At 66.8% G+C, this 22,012-nt stretch carries 23 protein-coding genes, 1 tRNA gene and 1 other RNA gene; 15 read left to right on the forward strand and 10 right to left on the reverse strand.

Translation table 11 applies throughout. The features are described from left to right. The first annotated feature begins 9 nt into the window (after positions 1-9). From murI to AB7E03_RS01375, 4 genes are all read left to right on the forward strand, one after another. A complete protein-coding gene (gene murI, locus AB7E03_RS01360) occupies positions 10-828 on the forward strand; it encodes a glutamate racemase (protein WP_489938596.1) in 819 nt (272 codons plus the stop codon). Positions 829-872: 44 nt separating this feature from the next. Further along, positions 873-1,640, forward strand: a complete 768-nt coding sequence (gene rph, locus AB7E03_RS01365) for a ribonuclease PH (protein WP_489938598.1) — start codon at positions 873-875, stop codon at positions 1,638-1,640. Positions 1,641-1,642: 2 nt separating this feature from the next. Further along, complete coding sequence (rdgB, locus tag AB7E03_RS01370; RefSeq protein ID WP_489938600.1) at positions 1,643-2,230, forward strand: RdgB/HAM1 family non-canonical purine NTP pyrophosphatase; 588 nt, start codon at positions 1,643-1,645, stop codon at positions 2,228-2,230. A gap of 85 nt (positions 2,231-2,315) precedes the next feature. Next, positions 2,316-3,218 carry a cation diffusion facilitator family transporter gene (locus AB7E03_RS01375; RefSeq protein WP_489938602.1) on the forward strand — a complete coding sequence of 301 codons (903 nt, stop codon included), beginning with the start codon at positions 2,316-2,318 and terminating at the stop codon, positions 3,216-3,218. Between the two features lie 136 nt (positions 3,219-3,354). Here AB7E03_RS01375 and AB7E03_RS01380 read toward each other — a convergent pair whose 3' ends face one another. The 4 genes from AB7E03_RS01380 to AB7E03_RS01395 all read right to left on the reverse strand — a co-directional run bounded on the left by AB7E03_RS01380 (position 3,355) and on the right by AB7E03_RS01395 (position 6,699). Further along, positions 3,355-4,080 (reverse strand): DedA family protein, encoded by a 726-nt coding sequence (locus tag AB7E03_RS01380; protein ID WP_489938604.1) that lies wholly within the window; start codon positions 4,078-4,080, stop codon positions 3,355-3,357. A 153-nt stretch (positions 4,081-4,233) separates the two neighbouring features. Beyond that, a tRNA-Leu gene (locus AB7E03_RS01385) sits at positions 4,234-4,315 on the reverse strand. A 16-nt stretch (positions 4,316-4,331) separates the two neighbouring features. Continuing rightward, positions 4,332-5,369: an LLM class flavin-dependent oxidoreductase gene (locus tag AB7E03_RS01390; protein WP_489938606.1), complete on the reverse strand. Its 1,038-nt coding sequence runs from the start codon at positions 5,367-5,369 to the stop codon at positions 4,332-4,334. A 64-nt stretch (positions 5,370-5,433) separates the two neighbouring features. Further along, positions 5,434-6,699: an MFS transporter gene (locus AB7E03_RS01395; RefSeq protein ID WP_489938608.1), complete on the reverse strand. Its 1,266-nt coding sequence runs from the start codon at positions 6,697-6,699 to the stop codon at positions 5,434-5,436. Positions 6,700-6,776: 77 nt separating this feature from the next. Here AB7E03_RS01395 and prfB point away from each other — a divergent pair, with 77 nt between their 5' ends. From prfB to AB7E03_RS01425, 6 genes are all read left to right on the forward strand, one after another. After that, the gene (gene prfB / locus AB7E03_RS01400) at positions 6,777-7,889 is read left to right on the forward strand and encodes a peptide chain release factor 2 (protein WP_489938610.1); all 1,113 of its coding nucleotides are present in this window, start codon (positions 6,777-6,779) and stop codon (positions 7,887-7,889) included. Positions 7,890-7,998: 109 nt separating this feature from the next. Then, a complete protein-coding gene (ftsE, locus tag AB7E03_RS01405) occupies positions 7,999-9,048 on the forward strand; it encodes a cell division ATP-binding protein FtsE (RefSeq protein WP_489938612.1) in 1,050 nt (349 codons plus the stop codon). Then, complete coding sequence (gene ftsX, locus AB7E03_RS01410) at positions 9,045-9,950, forward strand: permease-like cell division protein FtsX (RefSeq protein ID WP_489938614.1); 906 nt, start codon at positions 9,045-9,047, stop codon at positions 9,948-9,950. Before ftsE ends, ftsX begins: the two co-directional genes overlap by 4 nt. Before the next feature lie 69 nt (positions 9,951-10,019). Then, entirely contained in the window at positions 10,020-10,496 is a 477-nt protein-coding gene (gene smpB, locus AB7E03_RS01415; protein WP_489938616.1) for an SsrA-binding protein SmpB, read from the forward strand. 29 nt (positions 10,497-10,525) lie between these two features. Continuing rightward, a complete protein-coding gene (locus tag AB7E03_RS01420) occupies positions 10,526-11,266 on the forward strand; it encodes a tyrosine-protein phosphatase (RefSeq protein ID WP_489938618.1) in 741 nt (246 codons plus the stop codon). A gap of 63 nt (positions 11,267-11,329) precedes the next feature. Further along, the gene (locus tag AB7E03_RS01425; protein ID WP_489938620.1) at positions 11,330-11,986 is read left to right on the forward strand and encodes a DUF5666 domain-containing protein; all 657 of its coding nucleotides are present in this window, start codon (positions 11,330-11,332) and stop codon (positions 11,984-11,986) included. 21 nt (positions 11,987-12,007) lie between these two features. Here AB7E03_RS01425 and AB7E03_RS01430 read toward each other — a convergent pair whose 3' ends face one another. Then, positions 12,008-12,676, reverse strand: a complete 669-nt coding sequence (locus AB7E03_RS01430; protein WP_489938622.1) for an SIMPL domain-containing protein — start codon at positions 12,674-12,676, stop codon at positions 12,008-12,010. 126 nt (positions 12,677-12,802) lie between these two features. Here AB7E03_RS01430 and ssrA point away from each other — a divergent pair. Then, positions 12,803-13,197, forward strand: a transfer-messenger RNA (tmRNA) gene (gene ssrA, locus AB7E03_RS01435). A gap of 605 nt (positions 13,198-13,802) precedes the next feature. On the opposite strand, the gene AB7E03_RS01440 is transcribed toward ssrA, so the two are convergent. Next, positions 13,803-14,213, reverse strand: a complete 411-nt coding sequence (locus AB7E03_RS01440) for a DUF4304 domain-containing protein (RefSeq protein ID WP_489938624.1) — start codon at positions 14,211-14,213, stop codon at positions 13,803-13,805. Between the two features lie 229 nt (positions 14,214-14,442). Then, the gene (gene proS / locus AB7E03_RS01445; RefSeq protein WP_489938626.1) at positions 14,443-15,867 is read right to left on the reverse strand and encodes a proline--tRNA ligase; all 1,425 of its coding nucleotides are present in this window, start codon (positions 15,865-15,867) and stop codon (positions 14,443-14,445) included. 105 nt (positions 15,868-15,972) lie between these two features. Here proS and AB7E03_RS01450 point away from each other — a divergent pair, with 105 nt between their 5' ends. Then, positions 15,973-16,239, forward strand: a complete 267-nt coding sequence (locus tag AB7E03_RS01450; protein ID WP_489938628.1) for a hypothetical protein — start codon at positions 15,973-15,975, stop codon at positions 16,237-16,239. 619 nt (positions 16,240-16,858) lie between these two features. After that, positions 16,859-17,200 carry a hypothetical protein gene (locus tag AB7E03_RS01455; RefSeq protein WP_489938630.1) on the forward strand — a complete coding sequence of 114 codons (342 nt, stop codon included), beginning with the start codon at positions 16,859-16,861 and terminating at the stop codon, positions 17,198-17,200. Between the two features lie 51 nt (positions 17,201-17,251). On the opposite strand, the gene AB7E03_RS01460 is transcribed toward AB7E03_RS01455, so the two are convergent. The 3 genes from AB7E03_RS01460 to AB7E03_RS01470 all read right to left on the reverse strand — a co-directional run bounded on the left by AB7E03_RS01460 (position 17,252) and on the right by AB7E03_RS01470 (position 19,131). Next, positions 17,252-17,569, reverse strand: coding sequence for a hypothetical protein (locus AB7E03_RS01460; protein WP_489938632.1), 318 nt, complete (start codon positions 17,567-17,569; stop codon positions 17,252-17,254). 184 nt (positions 17,570-17,753) lie between these two features. After that, positions 17,754-18,581, reverse strand: a complete 828-nt coding sequence (locus AB7E03_RS01465; protein ID WP_489938634.1) for a hypothetical protein — start codon at positions 18,579-18,581, stop codon at positions 17,754-17,756. Positions 18,582-18,645: 64 nt separating this feature from the next. Beyond that, on the reverse strand, positions 18,646-19,131 hold the full coding sequence (locus AB7E03_RS01470; protein ID WP_489938636.1) for a hypothetical protein: 486 nt from the start codon (positions 19,129-19,131) through the stop codon (positions 18,646-18,648). 322 nt (positions 19,132-19,453) lie between these two features. On the opposite strand from AB7E03_RS01470, the gene AB7E03_RS01475 reads away from it, so the two are divergent. Both AB7E03_RS01475 and AB7E03_RS01480 read left to right on the forward strand, forming a co-directional pair. Continuing rightward, the gene (locus tag AB7E03_RS01475; protein ID WP_489938638.1) at positions 19,454-20,896 is read left to right on the forward strand and encodes a glycoside hydrolase family 5 protein; all 1,443 of its coding nucleotides are present in this window, start codon (positions 19,454-19,456) and stop codon (positions 20,894-20,896) included. A 55-nt stretch (positions 20,897-20,951) separates the two neighbouring features. Beyond that, complete coding sequence (locus AB7E03_RS01480; RefSeq protein ID WP_489938640.1) at positions 20,952-22,004, forward strand: zinc-binding dehydrogenase; 1,053 nt, start codon at positions 20,952-20,954, stop codon at positions 22,002-22,004. Positions 22,005-22,012: the final 8 nt, after the last annotated feature.

Raw genomic sequence — 22,012 nt, forward strand, 5'->3', positions numbered from 1 at the left:
TGGAGTGCTGTGACGGATGCGCCGATTGGGATCTTCGACTCGGGAGTGGGTGGGCTCACCGTGGCCCGGGCGATCCGCGACCAGTTGCCGAACGAGTCCCTTCTGTATGTGGGCGACACCGCGCACTCTCCGTACGGGCCGAAATCGATCGCCGACGTCCGCCGCTATTCGCTGGAAGTCCTCGACTTCCTGGTGGATCAGGGCGTGAAGCTGCTGGTGATCGCCTGCAACACGGCGTCCTCCGCCATGCTGCGGGATGCCCGCGAGCGCTACGACGTGCCCGTCATCGAGGTCATCCAGCCCGCCGTCCGGCGGGCCGTCGCCGCCACCCGCACTGGCCGCGTCGGCGTGATCGGGACTGTCGGCACCATTGCATCCCGCGCCTACGAGGACGCGTTCGCCGCCGCCCCCACCCTCCAGCTGTTCACGCAGGCCTGCCCGCGTTTCGTCGAGTTCGTCGAGGCCGGGATCACCAGCGGCGAGGAGGTGCTGCGCGTCACCGCCGAGTACCTGCAGCCGCTGCGCGAGGCCGACGTCGACACGCTCGTTCTCGGCTGCACGCACTACCCCTTCCTGAAGGGCGCGCTGTCGTACGTCATGGGGGAGGGCGTCTCCCTGGTCTCCAGCGACACCGAGACCGCGAAGGACGTGTACCGCACCCTCGTCGGCCAGGGGCTGGAGCGGCACTCGCCGCTGCCGCCGACCATCCGCTACGAGGCAACCGGCTCCGACGCCGACCAGTTCCTGCGCCTGGCTCACCGCTTCATCGGCCCGGAGGTCTCCCGGGTCGACCTGGTGCAGACCGGCGTGATCGACCTGCCGCTCTGAACATCCCCACCGTCACCCCCACCACACCCACCGAGGAGATCCTTGTGACCGACATCACCCGCGCCGACGGGCGCACACCGGACCAGCTGCGACCGGTCACGATCGAACGCGGCTGGAGCCGCCAGGCAGAGGGCTCCGCGCTGATCTCGTTCGGCAACACCCGTGTGCTGTGCACCGCATCCTTCACCAACGGCGTGCCGCGGTGGATGTCGGGCAAGGGCCGCGGCTGGGTGACCGCCGAGTACGCCATGCTGCCACGCTCCACCAACGAGCGGATGGACCGGGAGTCGGTGAAGGGACGCGTCGGCGGCCGCACCCACGAGATCAGCCGTCTCGTCGGCCGGAGCCTGCGGGCCGTCGTCGACATGAAGGCGCTCGGCGAGAACACCATCGTGCTCGACTGCGATGTGCTTCAGGCCGACGGCGGGACGCGCACGGCGGCCATCACCGGCGCGTACGTGGCGCTCGCCGAGGCGCTGGAGTGGGGCCGCGAGCACCGCTTCATCGGCCAGAAGGCGACACCGCTCATCGACTCCGTCTCGGCCGTCTCGGTCGGCATCATCGACGGGACTCCGATGCTCGACCTGGCCTACGTGGAGGATGTGCGGGCCGAGACCGACATGAACGTCGTCGTGACCGGGCGGGGCCTCTTCGTGGAGGTGCAGGGCACTGCCGAGGGTGCGCCGTTCGACCGCCGCGAGCTGAACGAGCTGCTCGACCTGGCGCTCGCCGGCACGACCGAGCTCACGGGCATCCAGTCGGCCGCCCTTGCACCGGCGGACGCGCCGGCTTCCGTCGAGACGGGGGCCTGAGCGTGGTGCGCGTCGTGCTCGCCACGCACAATGCGCACAAGGCGCGGGAGTTCCAGCAGATCCTCGGCCGCGAGGTGCCGGGGCTGGAGATCGTCGCCTACGACGGTCCGGAACCCGTGGAGGACGGCGTCAGCTTCGAAGAGAACGCGCTCATCAAGGCCCGCGCGGCCGTCGAGCACACCGGACTCCCTGCGCTCGCCGACGATTCCGGGATCTGCGTGGATGTGATGGGCGGCGCCCCCGGCATCTTCTCCGCCCGGTGGGCGGGGTCGCACGGCGACGCCGCCGCGAACCTGCGGCTGCTGCTGGATCAGCTGGCCGACATCCCCGACACCGAGCGCGCAGCGCACTTCACCGCGACGCTGGCGCTGGTCGTCCCGGGCGGCGAGCCGACGGTCGTGCAGGGTGTCTGGCCCGGCTCGATCGCGCGCGAACCGCGCGGTGAGCACGGACACGGCTATGACCCGATCTTCGTGCCGGACGGTCACGACGGCACGGCCGCCGAGCTGGAGCCTGCGGCCAAGAATGCGGAGAGTCACCGCGCGCGGGCCCTGTCCGCCATCGTCCCGGCTCTGCGGGAATTGGGCTGACGGCGGGCCGCTGAGAACGGCTTTCATTCCCATCTAGGGCCGGGCTCTGGCGGTCGAGCGCACTTCTATCTACCGTAGAACTGACATGACTCACGACCACGGCCACGGCGCCAACCGCAACCGCCTCCTCGCCGGCATCGCCATCGTGGCGACGGTGCTCGTGGTGGAGGTCGTCGGTGCGTGGCTGAGCGGCTCGCTCTCGCTGCTCGCGGACGCAGGCCACATGCTGAGCGACCTCGCCGGGCTGATCATCGCGCTCATGGCGACGATCGTCGCCGCGCGGCCCGCCACCGACCGGCAGACGTTCGGGTTCCAGCGGGCCGAGGTCTTCGGGGCGCTCATCAACGGGCTGATCCTGGTGGTCGTCGCGGTGACCGTCACCATCGGCGCCATCGGGCGTCTCGTCGGCGGCGAGACCGAGGTGCACAGCATCCCGATGCTGATCGTCGCCGTCATCGGACTCATCGCGAACTTCGGCGCCCTGCTGCTGCTTCGGCCGGCATCCGGTCACTCGATCAACATGCGTGGCGCGTACCTCGAGGTGCTCGGCGATCTCGTCGGCTCGGCGACGGTCATCGTGGCCGCCGTCGTCATCCTGACGACCGGATTCATGCCCGCCGACGCGATCGCGTCGCTGCTCATCGCCGTGCTCATCGTTCCGCGGGCGTTCTCGCTGCTGCGGGATGTGGTGCGCGTGCTGAGCGAGTCGGCGCCCGCGGACACCGACGTCGCCGAGATCCGGGACCACATCCTCGGGACGCCGGGCGTCGTCGCGGTGCACGACGTTCACGTGTGGGCGATCACCTCCGGTGCGCCGGTCTTCAGCGCCCACGTGGTCTGCGAGCCGTCGGTGTTCCGGACGGGACGCACCGGCGCCCTCCTCGACGAACTCTCCGGCTGCCTCACCAAGCACTTCGACGTGGAGCACTCGACCTTCCAGCTGGAGCCGGCGGAGCACGCCGCCCACGAGGACGAATTCCACCGCTGAGCACCGCGCCCGCTCGCCTGGCGGACAGACGGAGATTCGCACCTCCGAAGCCCGAGTCTCCTTCACTACTGCCAATCGAAGGAGAATCGGCGAACGATCTCCGTCGATAGGCACCTGGCGGGTGGGATCTGGGGGCTCAGGCCTCGGGGCGGGTGCTGGCCGGCTCGTCGACCGACGGCGCCGACGGCGGCGTGGCATCCTGCTGGGTCTTGTTGCGCTTGGCCTTCCGCACCGACTGGAAGTAGTGGAACAGCGTCGGCACCAGGGTGATGACGACGGCCCCGATGAGGATGACGTCGATGTAGCTGGAGACGAAGTTGGCTACCGGCGGGATGTAGCCGATCAGGAATCCGAAGTACGTCAGGCCCGCGCCCCAGAGGAGCGCGCCCATGGCGTTGTACAGCGAATACTTCTTGTAGTTCATGTGCCCGACGCCCGCGGCGACCGGCGCGAAGGTGCGGACGATCGGCACGAAGCGCGCGACGATGATCGCGAGCGCGCCGAAGCGCTCGAAGAACGCATTGGTGCGCCGGACATTCTCCATCGAGAACAGGCCGGACTCCTTGCGTTCGAAGATCCGCGGGCCGGCCTTGTGGCCGATCAGATAGCCGACCTCACCACCGAGGAACGCGCCGAACGCGATGGCCAGCGCCACCCACCAGATGTCGACGCCGAAAACGAGGGATGTGTGGGTCAGCAGCCCGGAGATGATGAGCAGCGTGTCGCCGGGCAGCAGGAAGCCGATCAGCAGGCCGGTCTCGGCGAACACGATTCCGCACACCACCAGCAGCGCCCAGGGGCCCGCCGAATGGATGATGGTGTTCGGGTCGAGCCACGGGATCAGGCCGGCGTGATGGATCACAGTTCTCCATGGGGATTCGGTGGGAAAGCTGAGCCCGAGTTTAGCGTCGGCGGGATGTGCGAAGCTGCACGAAGCGTGCGAATTCGGGCCTGCCCAACAAAGATCATCCTGCGGTCGTAGTCCGGCAGTACGAAGCCTGTGAAAAGTGCGAAGTGCGGGAGAAGGGACTCGAACCCTCACGCTGTGAAGCACAGGAACCTAAATCCTGCGTGTCTGCCAATTTCACCACTCCCGCGGTGCGCGTCGCGCGGCTACGACATTAGCTCATGCACGCGCGGTGCGACCTCCGTGCCGTACAGCTCGATCGAGCGCATGAGGTCCTCGTGCGGCAGCGTCCCGTTGCTCATCTTGATGTCGAACCGGGAGGCGCCGAGCCCCTTCGCCGCGTACGCGATCTTCTGCGCGACGGTCTCCGGAGAGCCCACGACGAGCGCGCCATCCGGGCCCGCCTCGTGCTCGAACCGGGCGCGCGACGCGGGCGGCCAGCCGCGCTCGCGGCCGATCCGGTTGGTCATCACCTCGTAGTGCGGCCACAGGGTGTCCTTGGCCTCCTGATCGGTCTCGGCGATGAATCCGGGGGAGTGCACGCCGATCGGGAGGGTCTCGTCCTGCCCGAACTGCTCGAGCGCCTTCCGGTACAGCTCGGCGAGGGGCTGGAACCGCATCGGCCCGCCGCCGATGATGGCGAGCACCAACGGGAAACCGTAGTGCGCTGCACGGACCACCGACTCCGGACTGCCGCCGACGCCGATCCACGTCTTCAGCTGCCCGTGCTCGACGTGCGGGTAGACGGACTGCCCGGTGAGGGACGCCCGCAGGTTCCCGGTCCACGTCACCGGCTCCTGCTTGCGAAGCTCGGCGAACAGGTTCAGCTTCTCTTCGAACAGCTCCTCGTATTTGGCGAGGTCGTAGCCGAACAGCGGGAACGACTCGGTGAACGACCCGCGCCCCAAGATGACCTCCGCCCGTCCGCCCGAGATGCCGTCGAGCGTCGCGAACCGCTGGAAGACCCGGACCGGGTCGTCCGAGCTCAGCACGGTCACCGCGGACCCGAGGTGGATGCGCTCGGTCTGCCCGGCGATCGCGGCCAGTACCACTTCGGGCGCGGAGACGGCGAAGTCCTCGCGGTGGTGCTCGCCGACGCCGAAGAAGTCGAGGCCGACGCGGTCGGCCTGCACCCCTTCCGCGACGACGTTGCGGAGCACCTGCGCCTGCGGAAGCGGCGCACCGTCCGCATCCCGGGTGACGTCCCCGAATGTGTCGATCCCCAGTTGAAGCCTGCCGGTCATCTCATCCCTCGATTCATGCGTCTGCATGGATGCAACCGCCGTCGGTCACGAGGGTATTCCGCGTTCAGGCCGGGCGGGGCCTCCGGGGCACGTAGCGCGGGATGTAGCGGGCGAGCATCGCCGCGCCCGCGAGCCCGAGCACGCCCATGACTCCGCTCGCGAACGAGATCGACACGAGTGCCGTCAGCAGCGACACGAACAGGGGTGCGGCCGCCTGGCCGGCGTCCGCGGAGAACCGCCAGGCTCCCAGGAACGGCGCCGGGCGGTTCTTCGGCGCGAGGTCGGCGCCGAGCGTCATCACGATTCCCGAACCGATGCCGTTGGCGACCGACAGGAACAGGGAGACGCCGATGTACCAGGCGACCCGCGCGGGCAGATCATGCGAGAACGACAGGGCCACGAAGCCCAGGCCCAGCCCGATCATCGAGGGGATGGCGCTCCACATCCGGCCGAATCGGTCCATGATCTGACCGCTCGCGCAGAACAACGCGAAGTCGACCGCGCCCGCGATGCCGATGATGAGAGCGGTGTTCGACTCGCTCAACCCGATCGAGATCGCCCACAGCGGCATCAGCACGGTACGGGCGGAGCGGATGGCGGCCACCAGCGAGACCCCGGCGCCCATACGCACGAGCACCTCGCGAAACGACCAGATCGTACGGAACAGCCCGTGCGTGCGCTCCTCGGCGTCCTCCTCGCCCGTCGTCACCCGCACCCCCGAGTCGTCGGTGACCCGCTCCGACGGCCCGAACATCTTCTCGGGGTCGGGAAGAGCCAGCAGCACGATCACGGACCCGAGGCAGCTGATGATGAAGATCCAGAACACCGACTGCGTCGATCCCGTCGCGGCGATCACGGCTGACGCGATCAGCGGCCCGATGAACCAGCCGCCGCGGAAGATCCCGCCGAGGGTGGACAGCGCCCGAGCCCGGTACTTCGCCGGAACATACGAGGTCATGAAGGCGTGCCGCGCCAGCGCGAACACGGCGGTCGCGATCCCGACCAGGAAGATGCCGCCCATCAGCACCCAGTAATTCGGCGCGAGCAGGCAGATCACGACCCCGCCGATCGCGACGACCGCCGCGCCGATCATCGACGTGCGCTCTCCGACGCGGGAGACGACCCACCCGCTCGGGATGTCGCCGGCGAGTTCGCCGAGCATCACCATCGACGCGATGAAGCCGGCCATCGCGAGGCTCGCGCCGAGGTTCCCGGCGGCGACGGGGATGATGGGGATGATCGCGCCTTCGCCGATGGAGAAGAGCAGGGTCGGTAGGAAGGCCGCGAGTGCGACGGAGCGGAAGCTGAAGGGGCGCTCGTCGGAAGTCATATCGTTAACACCGTACAACTTCTCGGAGAACGCACGCCGACCGCCGATCGGGCGGGGCCGGTAGGCTGGATGCCGACATGATCGAACTCGACCTCTCCTCCCAGATCGCAGACCTGCGCTCCACCTTCGCCGACATCACGGCGGTCGTCGACGTCGACAAGCTCCGTGCCGACATTGCCGACCTCAGCGAGCAGGCCGGAGTGCCCGACCTCTGGGATGACACGGCCAACGCGCAGAAGGTGACCAGCGCCCTCAGCCACCGGCAGTCCGAGCTGGCCAGGATCGAGGCCATCCAGCGGCGCCTCGACGACCTCGAGGTGCTGGTCGAGCTCGCGAACGAGGCGGAAGACGAGGAGTCGGCTGCCGAGGCGCGCACCGAACTGCAGTCGCTGCAGAGCGCCCTCGGCGAACTCGAAGTGCAGACGCTTCTGAGCGGCGAGTACGACGAGCGCGCGGCGATCGTCACCATCCGCTCGGGCGCCGGCGGCGACGACGCCACCGACTTCGCCGAGATGCTCATGCGTATGTACCTGCGCTGGGCAGAGCAGCACAAGTATCCGTTCAAGGTGATGGATACCTCCTATGCCGAGGGCGCCGGCATCAAGTCGGCCACCTTCGAGATCGATACGCCCTACGCGTTCGGAACGCTCTCGGTCGAGGCCGGCACGCACCGGCTCGCGCGGATCAGCCCGTTCGGCTCGGCGGACAAGCGGCAGACCTCGTTCGCCGCCGTCGAGGTCATCCCGCTCATGGAGGAGGCGACCGAGGTCGACATCCCCGAGGGCGACATCCGGGTCGACGTGTTCCGTTCCTCCGGGCCCGGCGGCCAGTCGGTCAACACCACCGACTCCGCGGTGCGCATCACCCACCTCCCGACCGGCATCGTCGTCTCGATGCAGAACGAGAAGTCGCAGATCCAGAACCGCGCGACCGCGATGCGCGTGCTGCAGACCCGGCTGCTCCTGCTGCAGAAAGAGGAGGAGGCCGCCAAGAAGAAGGAGCTCGCCGGAAACATCACCGCGAGCTGGGGCGACCAGATGCGCTCCTATTTCCTGTATGGGCAGCAGCTGGTGAAGGACCTCCGCACCGGCTACGAGTCCGGCAACCCGAGCGCTGTCTTCGACGGCGACCTCGACGGCTTCATCGCGGCGGGCATCCGCTGGCGCGCGGGCAACAAGGGCGACGCCTAGCTGGCACAGCGCCCGCGTGGATGCGGCGTCCGGCTCGCTGTCAGGCTTGCCGCCAATAGGCGAGTCGCTACTCCCGGAACCCCCGATGACTGCTTAGTCTCAAGAGGTCATGATCCGGTTCGAACACGTATCCAAGCAGTACCCGGGCACAGCGCGTCCGGCACTGAACGGCATCAACCTCGAAGTGCTGCGCGGAGAGTTCGTCTTCCTCGTCGGCGCCTCGGGGTCGGGCAAGTCCAGCTGCCTGCGCCTCATCCTCAAAGAGGAGAAGCCGAGCAAGGGGAAGATCCACGTGCTGGGTCAGGACCTCGGCACGATCTCCTCGCGGAAGGTGCCCTATTTCCGCCGCAACATCGGCGTGGTCTTCCAGGACTTCCGCCTGCTACCGAACAAGACGGTGTTCCAGAACGTCGCGTTCACGCTGCAGGTGATCGGGAAGTCGCGCGGCTTCATCCAGGAGGCCGTTCCGGACGTGCTCAAGATGGTGGGCCTCGACGGGAAGGCGCTCCGCCTGCCGCACGAGCTCTCCGGTGGTGAGCAGCAGCGTGTCGCGATCGCCCGGGCCGTGGTGAACAAGCCCCAGGTGCTCCTCGCCGACGAGCCAACCGGAAACCTCGACCCTGCGACGAGCGCCGGCATCATGGCCGTGCTCGAGCGAATCAACGCGGGCGGCACGACGGTGCTGATGGCGACCCACGAGGCGGCGATCGTCGACCAGATGAAGCGCCGAGTGATCGAGCTGGTCGGCGGACAGATCGTGCGCGACGAGCGCCACGGCGGCTACGGAGTCACCGCCGCTGTCCCGGTCGTCCGGCCCGCTGAGCGCGACGAGCCGGTGGCCGTCGCGGCTGCTGTTCCGGCACCCGCCTACGCCGCGACCGCCGCGGAGGCGCCGATGACGCGTCCGCATGCCCCGACCTCGTCGCCGACCGGGCCGGTCTCGGTCCCGACGAACCAGCAGCCGGCGCACCAGCAGCAGGAGCCGCAGCAGCCGGCCGCCTACCCGGCGCCCGTGCAGTTCGCCACCGCGCCCGTCCCGCCGGCCCCGGCGTCGGAAGACCTGCCCGAGCACCTGAACTTCACCGCGAACCTCGACCTCAGCGGACTCCGCGACGGGTCGGAACGCGATGGCGACCAGAATGTGGGGCCGACGAAATGAGATTCGGACTCATCTGGTCCGAGGTCGGCAACGGCCTGCGGCGCAACCTGTCGATGGTGGTCTCGGTCATCCTCGTCACCTTCATCTCCCTCACTTTCGTCGGCACGGCCGTGCTCCTGCAGATGCAGATCGGCCAGATGAAGACCTATTGGTACGACCGTGCCCAGGTCGCGGTCTACATGTGCACCACGACGGACAACTGCCCGGCGGGAGCGGCGACCGAGCAGTCCATCGCCGCCGTGAAGAAGCAATTGCAGTCTCCCGAGCTCTCGCCATACATCCAGAAGTTCTACTTCCAGGATCAGAAGCAGGGCTACGAGCAGTTCAAGCAGCAGTTCAAGGGCAACCAGATCGCGGACTTCGTCACGCCCGACATGATCCCGCAGACGTTCTGGGTGAACCTCAAGGACCCGAACCAGTCGGCCGTGCTGAGCGAGACGCTCTCCGGGGCGGCCGGGGTGCAGAGCGTCGTGGATCAGCGCAGCTATCTCGATCAGATCTTCAGCATCCTGAACTCCGCCAGTTACACCGCCATCGGGATCGCGGCGCTCATGCTCGTCGCCGCCGTGCTGCTGATAGCCACGACCATCCGGCTCTCGGCGTTCTCCCGAAGACGGGAGATCGGGATCATGCGGCTGGTCGGCGCCTCCAACCGGTTCATTCAGACGCCCTTCATCATCGAGGGCGTGATCGCGGCGCTGATCGGCTCGATCCTCGCGTCGGTGGTGATCGCGCTGGGCGTGCATTTCTTCGTGCGGGGCTACCTGAGCCAGCGCATCCAGTCGATCAACTTCGTCGGGATGGAGCAGGCGTGGCTGGTGATCCCGATCCTCATCGTGATCGGCATCGTGCTGGCGGCGGCCTCGGCGAACTTCGCGATCAAGCGATACCTGAAGGTCTGACACGCTAGACTGGTCTGCTGCCCGGCACCGAGCCGGGCAGCATCCCATCGTCGACGTCAGGAGCGAGCTGTGCCGAAGGAACGTGGCCAGAAAGTCGTGGCCACCAATCGCCGCGCGCGCCACGACTACACGATCGAGGACACCTTCGAGGCGGGCCTGGTGCTCACCGGAACCGAGGTGAAGTCGCTGCGGCTGGGCCGGGCGTCGCTCGTCGACGGCTACGCGTTCGTCGACGGCGGCGAGGCGTGGCTGGATGCCGTGCACATCCCCGAGTACGCCGACGGCACCTGGAACAACCACGCCCCGAGGCGCAAGCGCAAGCTGCTGCTGCACAAGGCGCAGATCCTGAAGATCGAGAACAAGGTCAAGCAGGGCGGCTACACGATCATCCCGCTGTCGATCTACTTCAATGAGGGCCGGGCGAAGGTCGAGATCGCGGTCGCCAAGGGCAAGCGCGAGTACGACAAGCGGCAGGCGCTGCGCGAGCGGCAGGACCAGCGCGAGGCGCAGCGGGCCATGTCCGGCCGGAGCCACCTGGGGGAGTGACGGGCACGCCGGAGTGACAGACTAGCTCCATGGACTCGACCGCTGCGCGCATCCCGATCGAAGGTACGTACAACTTCCGGGATGTCGGCGGCTACAGGGTCGCTGGGGGAGTAACGCGCTCGGGCAAGCTGTACCGCGCCGACGCGCTCGGCCGCCTCAGTGAGGCAGGCCGCGAGGCGCTGCGTGAGCTGGGCATCCGGATCGTCATCGACCTCCGTGACGACTTCGAGGTGCAGGCGCTGCCCGACGACCTCGAGGGACTAGATGTCGAGGTGCTGCATCTGCCGGTGTTCGAGGGCTCCGGCGCTTCGGCGTCGACCGTCGGCGCGACCATCGTGCACCTGTACGACAAGATCGTCTTCCAGCACACCGACGTGATCGTGCGTGCACTCCGCGAGATCGCCGACACCGCCGATGCGCCGGTCGTCGTGCACTGCACTGCGGGCAAGGACCGCACCGGCATCGTCGTGGCGCTCGCGCTGCTCGCCGTGGGCGTCGACCGGGAGACCGTCGTCTCCGACTACGCGCTCACCGAGGCCAACCTGCAAGGCCCGTGGCTGGAGGGCATGCTTGAGCTCGTCCGCGGGTACGGCGTGGAGGTGACGCCCGACCTGCGGATCATCCTCGGCGGAAGCCCCCGGGAGGCGCTCGAGACGACCATCGACCGGATCGAGGAGCGCGCCGGCAGCGTCCGGCAGTACCTCCTCGATGCGGGCCTCGACGAGCTGGAGCTGGCCAAACTGCGTTCGGTGCTCGTCGAGCCTGCGTGATTCCCACCGGAACCATAACCGCCTCCCAGCCGGGACGCGGCCCAAGGCTGCTTTCATGTGATCATGAGCAACACCCAGCCGACCGAGCCGCTACCGCCACAGGGTGGGACGCCGCCTGCTGACCGCGGGACGCCGCCTGCGCCGCCCGGCGCGACGCCGCCCGGGGTAGTGGGTGAGCCGTTCTACAAGCGCCACGGTCTGGCGTTCGCCATTTCGACCCTGGTGCTCTCGGCGGTCATCCTGCTCGGCTTGTTCACGGCGGGTGCGTTCGCCGTCGCGAACGTGGTCATGCATGTCGGTGAGCGCGCGATCTCGCGGGTGGTTCCCGACCATGGTCAGCCGATGCCCGGCGTTCCGCAGGTCCCTGGCAAGCCGGGGGACGGCGGCAACGGCGGCGGCGGCGAGCAGGGGAACCAGGACCAGCAGGGACACGTGCTGCTGCGCGGCACCATCGCATCCATGTCCGGCGACACCTGGACCATCGACCGCCAGAGCGGTGCTTCGGTGACGGTGACGATCGACTCCTCGACGGCCTTCGGCATGCCGGGGCAGTCGGCGTCGAAGGACGACTTCGCGAAGGGCGACGAGGTGGTCGTCCTCGGCAAGCGGTCCGACGGCTCTCTCACCGCCACGCGCATCCTGAAGCTGGACGCCTTCCCGACCCGGCCGCCGTCGACCCCCGGATCGCAGACTCCTGGGCCGCAGACGCCGGGATCCTGACGCGCGCGCGCCTGAGGTGCGTCAGCTCGCTGAGAACCGTGCGTGCACCTGCACCGCGATGGTGAGCTCTTCGGGCTTCAGCGCCAGCGTCGCGCCGCCGGTGTCGGCGGAGACCGCGCGGGCGAACAGCGGCTGGGGCGGCTGGCCCGGCGCGGAGGTGTCGCCGAGCATCCCCGGGTCGCTCAGGGCGAGCGGCTTGACGGTGGTCAGGCCCAAGCTGGTCGCGTAGACGGTGGCCTTGGCGACCGCATTCTCGACGGCACGGCGGCGCGCCTCCTGGGTGAGGGTCTGCCGGCGGGCCTCGGTGAGCGACCAGGTGACACCGTCGATGGTGACCCCGTCGAGCAGCGACACCACGCCGACCCAGTCGGAGAGCGCGGGGAGATCGCTGAACAGCGCGTCGATGCCGACCTCCGCATGATGGACTACGTCGAGGCGTCGTCCGTCACCGGTCCACGGCCGGTCGCCCCAGACGCGGAGCTGGTCGGAGGACCATTGCGTCACCGGTCCGCTCAGCGGGTTGTGCAACTCCCGGAGCTCGCCGGCGAGGGAGAGCTGGCGCTGCGTCGTGAGTGCGAGGACCTCATCCCGTGACGGGCCGTCGTAGCCGACGCGGAGCCGCACCGCACCGCGCTCCGCGGGGTGGCGCAGTTCGTACTCTCCCTGGACGGTGATGATCGTGTCGGCCATCCACCGATCGTGGCATAAACGAGGGGAGAGGGATGTTGTAGAATGAGTAGCTCGCCGCTTGCGGCGGGATCCGTAACTGGACAATTCAACAGCGCGCGACAGCGACCCGGCCTCACGGCCGTTCACGGGGATGATCGGTTTCGACATTGTCTGCGTGACTGTGAGAAGCGGGTCGAGGATGCATGGTTATCTCGTTAACGATCCATGCGAAAAAATAAGTGCCAATAACAAGAGCACTGTCTCGGCCAAGGCCGACTTCGCCCTCGCGGCGTAAGTTAACCTCCGCCATTTGAGAGACCGTCAGTCCGGGAATTGTTCCCTACCCGGATCCTGGCGTCAGCTAGGGGACTTGCTTCTACGTTGAGCATCAGGGCGTAGAGGGACTCCAACTGATACTGGGCCCGTCGGAGCAGGTGCCATTGACAAGTTCCGGGGCCGAGAAAGCGATTTCACTGGCTACGCCCGTAGAAGGCACATGACCACAGCAGTGGACGGGGGTTCGATTCCCCCCATCTCCACCATTGGTCGCTGTCGCGCGTTGCTTGAGGTCCGCGTAATCACGCGGAAGTTGGGGCCTTCTCCGCTTGCGGAGGAGGCCCCAACTTTTTTCGTGCCCACGCTTTGGCCACACTTTTCTGGGCGCAGTGTGATCTCGTTGCTTTCACTCGAGCGAATTGTGATGACACTAGATCTGCACGGAGAGAGTCAGGCGAGTGCCCAGACGTCGGGGACGTTGGCCGACGGCGCCCTCGGTCCGTAGCGTCCAGCGTGGCTTCGCGTCGCATGATGCGGCCAATACTCAGGCACCTCGTGATCGTTGTCTCGAGTAACCGCGACACGTGAGCGATTCCCGCGTCTCTTGATTCGAAGGCGTTCGGTGACGCTGTCGGGGGAGGTAGTTCATGACGGCGGGACCTCGCGAAACACCTGCACGCCTTCGTTACCATGGATGCCGCCGTCCATGAACCGGCCAGTTCCACGCACCGGCCACGAGCGAGGCCGACACTCCTTCATCCCGGTCGGCGAGCGGTCGACACATCGTCCATCCGACAACGGAAGCGCAATGCTCTGGTGCGTTGCGGGACCGGCTACCGCACACGCGTTCCACGGTTCGGCCAGCCCGGAGCTACTGGGTAGACGCCGCGATCTGTTGTCGCATCCACGGCAACGCCGACTCCAGGAGGTCGCTCTGCAGATCCGACATTAGAGGGCCGAGGACCTGGCCCGGGTTGATCCGCCACCACTTGTCCGCTCGATCTTCGGTGAGCTGGCCGATCCGTTCGTTCCGCACGGGCGCCGGGTACGTGATCGTGGGTGTCGGGTTCGGTCCGTGGTGTGGCTCGCGCACCACCAACTCGTTCCACTCGTCCCGACGCACTACCAGCACGTTCACCGTGAATCGGACCTCGGAACGATCGCTGTAGGCCGACTTCTGAAAACCGAGCAGGGCCCAATGCGTCTCCGATTTCAGGGAGAACCGCCCACCTGAACCGATCAAGCCGTTGGTGCGGAGCAGTGGCGCTATTCGATCTTTCATGAGTTGGGCGTACACCTCCTGAGCCGTCAGTGACGTTGTAGTGTCCGCATCTTGGGTGGCGGCCCGATCCGAGGAAGATGGCAGCGAATCGTCAGGCCGGTTGCGTCGGCGGAAGCGCCAGGCTGTCCAGGCGTCAGCGAAGTGCGTCACGGTTCATCCTCAACCAAGACGCGGAGCACCTGCAACCGTTTCAGTGGTCGATCCGGTTAGGGACGGTGAGGGCTGCAAGCTAGTAGCTGCGAGCCACGACAGCGTCGAGGGCGTCGAGCGAGTCGCTGGCGGTGGGGAGATCACCGTCCTGCGTCTGCAAGCAGCGCACCGTGACAGCGTGGTCCGCGAGTGCGTCTTCTCCGGTTTCTCCGAGTGCAGCATATGGGATACGGGCGAACCCGGAACGGGCCGCAGCGATCGCCTCATCCACAGTCCCGACGCTGACGGTGTTCTCCCGGAGGCGGGACGCAGCAGCAGCGAACAATCCGCTCTGAATCTGCTCGAGGGTCTGCACCACCTCGGTGGCAACGTCGACAAGCTGGACGGTCGACTTCGCCGTTTCGTCACGCCTGGCGAGGGTTGCCTGCCCCGCGTCAAGGTCTCGGGGTCCGATTTCAACCCGAACGGGCACCCCCTTCAACTCCCACTCGACGACCCTGCGACCGAAGCTCGGCGTGCTCCGCACGTCGACCCGGGCACGGACACCGGCGTTGTTCAGCTCGCCCACCAGCGACTCGGCCGCCGCTACCGTGCGCCCATCGGTTTTCACCGCCACGACGACAGCCTGCACTGCGGCGATCCGCGGCGGCACCTGAAGACCAGCCTGGTCGCCGTGCACCATGATGAGGCCGCCCATCATGCGGGTGCTGGACCCCCACGAGGTCGTCCAACAGGTCTGCACGACGCCATCCGTATCCGAGTAACCGATGTTGAAAGCGCGCGCGAAGTTCTGCCCAAGCTCGTGACTCGTCGCCATCTGTAGCGCCTTGCCGTCACCCATCATCGCCTCACACGTCAGCGTGTTCACCGCGCCCGCGAACCGCTCACGCGGACTCTTCACGCCGGCAAACACGGGGACGGCGAGCACATCCTGCAGGAAGTCCCGGTACACGTCGAGGTGGATGCGGCGCGCGTACGCGGCAGCATCCTCGCGTGTCGCGTGCGCCGTGTGCCCCTCCTGCCACAAGAACTCGGACGTGCGCAAAAACAACCGAGGCCGCAGCTCCCAGCGGACGACGTTTGCCCACTGGTTCAGCTTCATTGGAAGGTCCCGGTGCGACTGGATCCACTTCGCCATCAGCTCCCCGAACACCGTTTCGCTCGTGGGGCGCACCACGGCCGGCTCGGTGAGTTCCTTCCCGCCGGCGTGGGTGACGACGGCCAGTTCAGGGCTGAATCCTTCGACGTGCTCGGCTTCGCGCTCGAGGAAGGCCTGCGGAATGAACAGGGGCAGGTAGACGTTCTCCGCGCCCGTCGCCTTGATCCGCGCATCAAGGTCCGCTTGCATCCGTTCCCAGATCGCGTACGCGTACGGACGGATGACCATGGTGCCGCGAACCGGCCCGTTCTCGGCCAGCTGCGCCTTCTCGAGCACGTCTTGATACCAGCGCGGGAAATCGTCCTCGAACGAAGCGAGCACACCAGAACCATTGCCACCAGTCATGTCAGAACCCTAGAGCGCCCAAGTCGGCTCATCGAGACCCGCCACGCGCCCCGTAAGCGGATCGGCCAGTGGAACATCCCTAAGCTCGCGGAGCAGGATGGGGCAATGCGAGTGATGACGATCGCCCAAGCCGCCATGGCTGTTTCACCAGACCAGGAAGCCCGTTGGCCACGCCTCGCTGCCGAAGCCCTAGAGGCTTCCGCTCGAGGTGACTTCCCAGTGCCGACTGTCTGGTTCAGGACAGATGCAGGCGTCGTCGGCAGTATCCCGGTCACCGAACACGTCAGCGTCGGTTTTGCTGACGAGGAAGACCCTGCCGGCTTCATCGGAACGATCGTTCTTCTCGGTCCGGAAGCAGGTCCACCAGAGTGACCTCGCTTGCTCGGGGACCCGCCTGCGGGATCCGCGCAGACGTCGTCATGGAGAACGCAGTAGCGGCTGCTCCGCCGTGTACTCTGGTTCGCGGTCCCGCCCTAGTCGCAACGCGCACCCCCGCTGAGCGGCCAATTGAAGACGGAGGCAGCCGCTGTTCGTGCCGGGCCGGGATGGGGTAACGCGGGGCCGAGTCTCGCCGTTAGCCGATCCCTTGCGAGACTGGACGGCGACCGGTATTCCTTGCCAGTTGTCTGTTGGAATGAGTCAGATGGGAGCACGACGGCGACCAGCTCTAGTGCCTCAGGGTGCCGCGCATCCCTCGAGACTTGTTGCGATCGCGGGATCGCTGCACGATCTCTGCGTCCATCCAGTATCGCCGCCGTGAGGATGTGGCCTAACGTCAAGTAAGCGGCGACCTCCCGCAACCTGACTCATGGCGATAAAGGTAGCGTCCGAAGCACGCGTAGCGCCGCGCCCGTAGGCGGATCGGCTTGCGGGCACGCCAGCGATCGCGCTGCGGCGGCCTGGCGTCGAGCGCAGTACCTGCGCGAGCCGTCGTACGTCGTAACGGCCGAGCAGCCGACTTACCATCGGTTGGAATGGCAGGATTCTAGCCATGGAAACCGTCACACTTTGGCGTCCCACGGGCCCCGAAGAGCTTGCGCTAGTCGAAGCGTCGGATTGGCACGAATGGCCGCCGAGGCTGCCAGACCAGCCCATCTTCTATCCAGTTCTGAATGAGGAATACGCGACCAAGATCGCGCGAGACTGGAACGTCAAAGCTAGCGGGGTCGGCTTCGTCACCCGGTTCGAAGTGCGCAAGGAATTCCTCGACCGTTATGAGGTGCAACAGGCTGGTGGGAACACCATCTTGGAGTACTGGATTCCGGCCGACGACCTGCCCGAATTCAATGCCAACATCGTCGGCACGATCGAGGTCGTCGCCGAATACCGATAGTGACGCAGTAACCGATCGTCCATCGGCACGCAATTCTGGTGATCCTGCCCTCTAAAGATCTGCTTGCTCAGCCATTCGCTTCGAAATGTGCCACATCGAGTCGATGAGCATGTCGCGACGCCGGTTCGCTTCTTCACGAGAGAGCCCTGATTCAGGCATGGGATCGACCACTTCGAGTGGCCGACCCATACCCGCTGCTGAGGCCGCAAGCAATTTCGCCGCGGCGAGATGACTGCCGTCAACATCCGGGGCCACCAGGATTCGATCCATCTCACGGAGCCAGTCGGTCCCTCGCGAATATCTACAGTGCTCGAGGAGCTGGATCGCCGCAGCTACGTTCCCGCGAAGCTCGTTTACTGCACTGGTCATGCAACTATTCTCCTAGCAAGAATCAGCGCCGACACGTGACTGCTGCCTATCCAAGGATCGCTCTACGGGGCCAGGCAGAGAGTCGGCCCCTGACCCCAAGAATGGGACTGAACCCGATCATTGCTGCTTGTAAGGATTGATCGGCCACCGGTCCGGCCCGCCGGATTACAACGTGCGGCGATAGTCACCGACGGGCCGGGTCGAGGTTGACGCCGACTCCGATCGTCAGCTGCGGTTGGGCAGAGTACATGAAAAGTTCGGGATTCAGCCAGACCAGCTGCGCCTCGGTGAGGCCGAAGCGGCGGGACACCATGTAAATGGTGTCGTAGGGATTCGGGATGTAGTAGGCGAGCACGCCGCCATCGGTGATCGTCCTCCCGAGGGCGTACGTCATCACGCCGTGGTCCACAGGCTTCAGTCCGGGGAACGCTGGGGGAAGGGTCCACGTGATCACGGCCGCCGCGAACACCCGTGCGTCGCCCGCGGGAGACTCCTCGATCGAATGGAGGAACGTCGGGTCGCCGAAGGACGCTTTGTCGACCAGTAGAGGCAGAACGAGTTCGCCGTCCGGATCGACGCTCGGCGCGCCCGGGATCAGGGGAAAGTACGACGGGTCCTGGATGTTCTCCGGCAGGCCGTCGTGGCGTTTGCCGGTCATCATGAGGTCTATCCCCGTCGGGACGCTGGTGGCGGGATCGTCGGGGCGGATGCGGACCTCGATGCCCCGGTCCGCGCGAACTACGATTCGTACGGCCCCCGTCAGCGGGTGCTCGGCAACCGGATCCCCGATCGGCTCGTGGTCAATGACCCGAAGTTGGCCCGAACCGATCGTCTGGCCGGCGACCAGCAGGTTCGGGAGGCGCTGTGCGACCGGCGCAGTGTCCTGCTTCACGGCCCGCGATGTCGGGGTCGAGTGGTTCGGCGGGGCGAGCAGCGCACATCCCGACATCAGCCCTACGACACACGCTGCCACCGCGGCCGCGGCGACGCGGGCAGTCACCCCACCGATCATGGTCAGACACTACCAACGAGCGCCGCGACCGCGTCGCTGAACGACGAAGCACCATCGTTATCGGTCACGGTGCAAGACTCGCTGCCACCCGCTGTACGAGTGCAGGATCTCGCAAATCAGGAGTGTCGCCCATGCTTCGCCAGAAGGCGACTCCTTCGTCCGTTTGGACAAGCGTTACCGGGAATCCCCGAGAGCCGACGCCGCGGAGCCAAGGTCCCGGGACGAACGACGGCTGCAGAAGTGCTGCGCTCCAGTAGGCCGGAATTACCGCAGCGCCGGGAAAGCGCTGCGCCAGATCCCGCACCCTCACCCACACTTTTCGGCGTGTTCGGACGACCACCACTGTGAACAAGAGGGCCAGCGCCACAGCCGCGACCAGAAAGCTCAGCAGCACGACCCACCCGGTTGCAGCGCCGAAATTCGTGATAGCAGCGTTGACTGTTAACACAAAGACAAATAGAACGATCACGAACGCGACCAATTCGCCAACGAGCAGGACCATCACAGGGTTCCTTCGCCGCTCCTGATGGGGAGCGTCTTCCGACGTCATCTGTGCGATCCTTTCTGCAGGTCATGGAGACCGATACTTCCACCAGCACGTTAGTGAGTCCACCGCGTCCGAAGGAAGCGCGAGCGGCAGGCTCTCTGCCTGCCGGTCGAGTCCGGCGCAACTTCTCCGGACGCCTGACCGACCCGGGCAAGCCGAATCAATGGACGGTCGATCAATGGGGCAACCGAAGTAGTTCCCGTCCTCGTTCAATGGACCGGCCGCCGGTCCACTTGACAGTCCTCCGCGTGCTCTCTAGCCTGTGATTACGACGAAAACAGTCGTAAAAACAACGAAATGTTTCGTGACAGCGAGGTCAGACAGCATGATTGAAGAGCGCCCGCCGAGGTTCGTGCAGGTCGATGGGCCGTGGTTTCTCGATGGCTGGGGACGCCGCACCCGGTTCACCGGGGTGTGCATCGGCGGATGGCTCAACATGGAGAACTTCATCACCGGGTACTCCGCCAACGAGACGCTCATGCGCACCAAGGTCGCCGCTGTCATCGGCGCCGACCGCGCCGAGCGCTTCTTCGACCGGCTTCTGACGGCCTTCTACGGTGAGGCGGATGCCGAGTTCCTCGGTTCGCTCGGGATGACGATCCTCCGCATCCCGGTCAACTATCGGCACTTCGAGTCCGACGCAGATCCCTTCACGATCCTCCCGACGGCGTTCGACCACCTCGATCGCGCCATCGAGGCCTCCGGCCGGCACGGCATCTACTCGATCATCGACCTCCATGCTCTGCCGGGCAGGCAGAACCACCACTGGCACTCCGACAACTCCACCCACGAGCCGCACCTGTGGCAGCACCCGCACTTCCAGGACCGGGTGGAGCACATCTGGAAGGCGATCGCGGAGCACTACAAGGACAACACCTGGGTGGCCGGCTACAACCTGATGAACGAGCCCGCCGACGAGTCCCGCGCCGTCGTCGGTCCGCTCTACCGCCGCCTCTTCGACGCGGTGCGCGCGATCGATCCCGATCACACGATCTACCTCGACGGGAACACGTACTCGACGGAGTTCGACATGTTCGACGACGAGGCCTGGCCTAACACTGTGTACTCACTGCACGACTACGTCGCGGCGGGGCTCGGGCGCGGCGGCGACTATCCCGGCGTGACCGATGGCACGTACATCGACAAGGAGTACGCCCGGCGGAAGTTCCTCCAGCGCTCCGAGTACGCCAGACGCACCGGAACGCCGATCTTCGTCGGGGAGTTCGCCCCCATCTACACCGGCGATGAGCGCACGGACGCGATGCGCAGGCAGATCCTCGCCGACCAGCTCGACCTGTACAGCGAGTTCGACGCCAGCTGGACGAGCTGGATGTACAAGGATCTGGGCCGGCAGGGACTCGTGAACGTGGCGGAGGACTCGCCGTACCGGCTCCGGTTCGACGCGTTCGTCGCCAAGAAGAACCGGCTCGCCGCCGACCAGTGGGGCAGCGACCGCCTCGGCGGTGAGGGTGTCCGCGAGGTCAGCCAGGCGGTGCAGGATCTGATGGCGCGCGAGTTTCCGGACTGGACGCCGTACCCGTGGGGCCGATTCGACACCGTCGCGACGGTGCTGAACAACCTCCTCTTCGCCCAGCCGCTCGCCGACGAGTACGCCGAGCTGTTCCGCGGACTGAGCGACGACGAGCTCGACGCGCTCGCCGACTCCTTCTCGTTCGAGCAGTGCGTGGTGCGCGAGAGCCTGCGCGACCAGCTGGTCGCCGGCCAAGACCCGCAGTCCGTCCCCGCGGCGTCGGCCGGGCAGGCCTGACCCAGTGCGGGCGATCGTTCTCCGGTCCCCGGACGCGGCACCTCAGCTGGAAGACGTGGAACTGTCCGCGCCCCGAAGCGGTGAGCTGCTCGTCCGCATCGAAGCGGCAGGCGTCTGCCACAGCGACTACCACTACATGACGGGTGACCTGACCGCTCCGCTTCCGCTCGTGCTCGGGCACGAGGGCGCCGGCATCGTCGAGGAGGTGGGCGAGGGCTCATCCGGACGAATCCAGGTGGGGGACAGGGTCGCGCTCCTCTGGCGTCCGCGTTGCGGGCAGTGCGCCGCCTGCATCGCCGGCAATCCGGTGCTCTGCGAGCGCGGCCCGGTGCAGGCGAAGTCCGGCGGCCTGCCGGACGGCACGAGCCGGTTGTCCCTGCCCCACGGCGGCGAGCTGCACCATCTGATGGGCGTCTCGTGCTTCGCCGAACGTGTCGTCGTCGACGAGAACGCGGCGGTCCCCGTGCCCGACGGCGTCCCGGCGGACGTCGCCGCCATCTCGGCCTGCGCGGTCATCACCGGTGTCGGGGCCGTGTTCCACGAGGTGAGCGAGGCCTCCGGCCGTCCGCTGCTGGTGCTGGGCGCGGGCGGGGTGGGACTCTCCACCGTGATGGGCGCGGCGCTCGCCGGGGCCCGACCGCTGATCGTCGTCGACGTCGACGAGGCGAAACTCCAGCTGGCGCGAGAGCTGGGTGCGACGCACACGATCAACGGGCGCGAAGAGGATGTGGTGGAGCGCGTGCTCGAGATCACCGCTGGTGAGGGAGTGCCCTGGGCGATCGAGGCGATCGGCCGTGCCCAGACACTCGAACAGGCCGTGGTGTGTCTCGCTCCGGGAGGCACGCTGGTCGTCGTCGGTCTCGGCGCGGCGGACGCAGGATTCTCGGTGCCGCTCAATCAGCTCGTGCAGCGGCAGAAGCGGATCGTCGGCTCGCTCTACGGCTCCAGCAATCCGCAGCTCGACCTGCCGCGCATCTTCTCGCTCTACCTAGCCGGGAAGCTGCCTATCGACCGGCTGCTCGGCGACCGGCTGCCGTTGGCCGACTTCGGCGAGGCCTACCGGCGCTTGACGGCCGGCGCGGTCGGTCGAGGCATTCTGGTGCCGTAGGGCGCAAT

The organism is Leifsonia sp. RCC_180, from assembly GCF_058138205.1.

Bases quoted from the DNA above. Each gene is read 5' to 3' on its own strand.
- AB7E03_RS01375 (WP_489938602.1), top strand. From the start codon at position 2,316: ATGACTCACGACCACGGCCACGGCGCCAACCGCAACCGCCTCCTCGCC.
- AB7E03_RS01390 (WP_489938606.1), bottom strand. From the start codon at position 5,369: ATGACCGGCAGGCTTCAACTGGGGATCGACACATTCGGGGACGTCACC.
- AB7E03_RS01395 (WP_489938608.1), bottom strand. From the start codon at position 6,699: ATGACTTCCGACGAGCGCCCCTTCAGCTTCCGCTCCGTCGCACTCGCG.
- prfB (WP_489938610.1), top strand. From the start codon at position 6,777: ATGATCGAACTCGACCTCTCCTCCCAGATCGCAGACCTGCGCTCCACC.
- ftsE (WP_489938612.1), top strand. From the start codon at position 7,999: ATGATCCGGTTCGAACACGTATCCAAGCAGTACCCGGGCACAGCGCGT.
- ftsX (WP_489938614.1), top strand. From the start codon at position 9,045: ATGAGATTCGGACTCATCTGGTCCGAGGTCGGCAACGGCCTGCGGCGC.
- AB7E03_RS01420 (WP_489938618.1), top strand. From the start codon at position 10,526: ATGGACTCGACCGCTGCGCGCATCCCGATCGAAGGTACGTACAACTTC.
- AB7E03_RS01425 (WP_489938620.1), top strand. From the start codon at position 11,330: ATGAGCAACACCCAGCCGACCGAGCCGCTACCGCCACAGGGTGGGACG.
- AB7E03_RS01430 (WP_489938622.1), bottom strand. From the start codon at position 12,676: ATGGCCGACACGATCATCACCGTCCAGGGAGAGTACGAACTGCGCCAC.
- AB7E03_RS01440 (WP_489938624.1), bottom strand. From the start codon at position 14,213: ATGAAAGATCGAATAGCGCCACTGCTCCGCACCAACGGCTTGATCGGT.
- proS (WP_489938626.1), bottom strand. From the start codon at position 15,867: ATGACTGGTGGCAATGGTTCTGGTGTGCTCGCTTCGTTCGAGGACGAT.
- AB7E03_RS01450 (WP_489938628.1), top strand. From the start codon at position 15,973: ATGCGAGTGATGACGATCGCCCAAGCCGCCATGGCTGTTTCACCAGAC.
- AB7E03_RS01455 (WP_489938630.1), top strand. From the start codon at position 16,859: ATGGAAACCGTCACACTTTGGCGTCCCACGGGCCCCGAAGAGCTTGCG.
- AB7E03_RS01460 (WP_489938632.1), bottom strand. From the start codon at position 17,569: ATGACCAGTGCAGTAAACGAGCTTCGCGGGAACGTAGCTGCGGCGATC.
- AB7E03_RS01465 (WP_489938634.1), bottom strand. From the start codon at position 18,581: ATGATCGGTGGGGTGACTGCCCGCGTCGCCGCGGCCGCGGTGGCAGCG.
- AB7E03_RS01470 (WP_489938636.1), bottom strand. From the start codon at position 19,131: ATGACGTCGGAAGACGCTCCCCATCAGGAGCGGCGAAGGAACCCTGTG.
- AB7E03_RS01475 (WP_489938638.1), top strand. From the start codon at position 19,454: ATGATTGAAGAGCGCCCGCCGAGGTTCGTGCAGGTCGATGGGCCGTGG.